At 72.9% G+C, this 2,629-nt stretch carries 3 protein-coding genes; all 3 read left to right on the plus strand.

Annotated features, from left to right (window positions below; genetic code table 11):
* Positions 1 to 332: 332 nt before the first annotated feature.
* The 3 genes from xseA (at position 333) to ACFV9H_RS41385 (ending at position 2,579) form a co-directional block, all read left to right on the plus strand.
* Positions 333 to 1,547 (plus strand): exodeoxyribonuclease VII large subunit, encoded by a 1,215-nt coding sequence (xseA, locus tag ACFV9H_RS41375; protein ID WP_385409162.1) that lies wholly within the window; start codon positions 333 to 335, stop codon positions 1,545 to 1,547.
* Positions 1,548 to 1,625: 78 nt separating this feature from the next.
* Positions 1,626 to 1,853 (plus strand): exodeoxyribonuclease VII small subunit, encoded by a 228-nt coding sequence (locus ACFV9H_RS41380; RefSeq protein WP_385409163.1) that lies wholly within the window; start codon positions 1,626 to 1,628, stop codon positions 1,851 to 1,853.
* Positions 1,854 to 1,988: 135 nt separating this feature from the next.
* Positions 1,989 to 2,579: a malonic semialdehyde reductase gene (locus ACFV9H_RS41385; protein ID WP_385409165.1), complete on the plus strand. Its 591-nt coding sequence runs from the start codon at positions 1,989 to 1,991 to the stop codon at positions 2,577 to 2,579.
* The last annotated feature ends 50 nt before the right edge of the window (positions 2,580 to 2,629 follow it).

Here is a 2,629-nt window from a genome sequence, read left to right on the forward strand (position 1 = left end):
TGGCTCAGCAGCCGGGATGACCCTCAGTGCGCGAGGACGAGGAGACGCCCCGGAGGGACACCGCGGACCAACCCGACAGGGCAAGACCCCGCCCGGGGGAAACCACCCCCAGCCCCGCCGGCGTTTGAGGCGCGGGGGTGCGGGGGCAGAGCCCCCGCAACGGCGCCGCACCCGGCAGCCCGGCCCCGCCCGGGGGCACCACCCCAGCCCCGCCGGCGATTGAGGCGCGGGGGTCCGGGGGCAGCGCGCCCGGCAGCACCGCCGGCGGGGCCCGGCCGCGACACCCCGTACGCGCCTGAGGCGGTGTCAGCGGGGCCGGATAGCCTGCGTGCATGGGTCTGAATACGTCGGCCGAGGCGCCGCTGCCGGTGGGTCAGGTGTCCCGGCTCATCGGGGGCTGGATCGAGCGGCTCGGGCAGGTGTGGGTGGAGGGGCAGATCACGCAGCTCTCCCGGCGGCCGGGGGCGGGGGTGGTGTTCCTGACGCTGCGCGACCCCTCGCACGACATCTCGGTCAGTGTGACCTGCTTCCGCCAGGTCTTCGACGAGGTCGCGGACGTGGTCTCGGAGGGCGCGCGGGTCGTCCTGCTGGCCAAGCCGGAGTGGTACGCCCCGCGCGGGCAGTTGTCCCTGCGGGCCACGGAGATACGGCCCGTCGGCATCGGTGAGCTGCTGGCCCGGTTGGAGCGGCTGAAGCGGTCGCTGGCCGCGGAGGGGCTGTTCGCGCTGGAGCGCAAGAAGCCGCTGCCGTTCCTCCCGCAGCTGATCGGGCTGGTGGTCGGGCGGGCCTCGGCGGCCGAGCGCGACGTGTTGGAGAACGCCCGGCGCCGCTGGCCCGCGGTCCGCTTCGAGGTGCGGAACGTGGCCGTCCAGGGGGTGCACGCGGTGCCCCAGGTGGTCCAGGCGGTCAAGGAACTGGACGCGCTCGACGAGGTCGACGTGATCATCGTGGCCCGCGGCGGCGGCAGCGTGGAGGACCTGCTGCCCTTCTCCGACGAGGAGGTCGTACGGGCGGTCGCGGCGGCCCGCACCCCGGTGGTCTCGGCGATCGGGCACGAGCCGGACTCGCCGCTGCTGGACCTCGTCGCGGACCTGCGGGCCTCCACGCCCACGGACGCCGCGAAGAAGGTCGTCCCGGACGTCGGGGAGGAGCTGGAGCGCGTGCGCCAGCTGCAGGGTCGGGGGCTGCGCGCGGTGCGCGGGCTGCTCGACCGGGAGGAGCGGGGCCTGGCGCACGCGCTCGCGCGGCCGGTCTTCGTACACCCGCAGCGGATGGTGGAGACCCGCGAGGACGAGCTGGACGCGCTGCTCGCCCGCAGCCGGCGCACGCTGGGCCACCTGCTGGACCGGGCCGATTCGGAGCTCGCGCACACCCTCGCCCGGGTGGTGGCGCTGTCGCCCGCGGCGACTCTGGAGCGGGGGTACGCGGTGCTCCAGCGGGCCGACGGGCACGTGGTGCGCTCGCCGCGGGAGCTCGCGGAGGACGAGGTGCTGCGGGCGCGGGTGGCGGAGGGCGAGTTCACCGTGCGGGTCGTCACCTCCGAATAGCCGCACGGACGCACGTCAGCACGTCGACACACTGAGGCAACGGTTCCGTTGCACTACACACATAGGGTGGAAAAGGGAATGTCAGAGGCGGATACCGCGCTGGGTTACGAGCAGGCCCGTGACGAGCTGATCGAGGTCGTCCGCAAGCTGGAGGCCGGCGGGACCTCGTTGGAGGACTCCCTGGCGCTCTGGGAGCGCGGGGAGGAGCTGGCGAGGGTCTGCCGGCACTGGCTGGAGGGCGCCCGGGCCCGGCTGGACTCGGCGCTGGCGGCGCGTGAGCAGGCCGAGGCCGGCGGGGACGAGTAGGCGGGCCCGGCGGGGCGGGGGCGCGAGTGATGCCGGCCACCATCGAACCCTGTTAGTTGAAATTTCATCTACTTCGGCCGTAGAGTCTGGGACATCGCTTCACCACTGTTTTTCCGTATGGAAGAAGGCTTTCCGATGTCTCTCGTTCTTGACTCCGCCGCGCAGGACCTGCTGTTCCGCGAGGCCCGCACCGCCAACTCGTTCTCCGACGAGCCGGTGACCGAGGAGCAGGTCCAGGCGATCTACGACCTGGTGAAGTACGGCCCCACCGCGTTCAACGGGACCCCGCTGCGCATCACGCTGGTCCGCTCCCCCGAGGCCCGCGAGCGCCTCGTGAAGCACATGGCCGAGGGCAACCAGGCCAAGACCGCCGCCGCGCCGCTGGTCGCGATCCTCGCGGCGGACAACGAGTTCCACGAGGAGCTCCCGCACCTGCTGCCGCACTTCCCGCCGGCCAAGGACATGTTCTTCTCCGAGCGCCCGGTCCGCGAGCAGTCCGCGCTGGTCAACGCCGCGCTGCAGGCCGCGTACTTCATCGTGGGCGTCCGCGCCGCCGGTCTGGCCGCGGGCCCGATGACCGGCGCCGACTTCGCCGGCATCCAGAAGGAGTTCCTGGACGCCGACCACACCCCGATCATGGTCGTCAACATCGGCAAGCCGGGCGAGGACGCCTGGTTCCCGCGCTCCCCGCGCCTGGAGTTCGACCAGGTCATCACCACGGTCTGAGTGCCGTAGCGCGCACGGCCCGTACGCGAAGAGGCGGCCCGCCCCGGAAT

Origin of the sequence: Streptomyces sp. NPDC059874 (genome assembly GCF_042731135.1) — a bacterium.
GTDB lineage: Bacteria > Actinomycetota > Actinomycetes > Streptomycetales > Streptomycetaceae > Streptomyces.

What these genes read in the sequence shown, in the direction of transcription:
- ACFV9H_RS41385 (WP_385409165.1), top strand. Translation starts at nt 1,989, where the DNA reads ATGTCTCTCGTTCTTGACTCCGCCGCGCAGGACCTGCTGTTCCGCGAG.
- xseA (WP_385409162.1), top strand. Translation starts at nt 333, where the DNA reads ATGGGTCTGAATACGTCGGCCGAGGCGCCGCTGCCGGTGGGTCAGGTG.
- ACFV9H_RS41380 (WP_385409163.1), top strand. Translation starts at nt 1,626, where the DNA reads ATGTCAGAGGCGGATACCGCGCTGGGTTACGAGCAGGCCCGTGACGAG.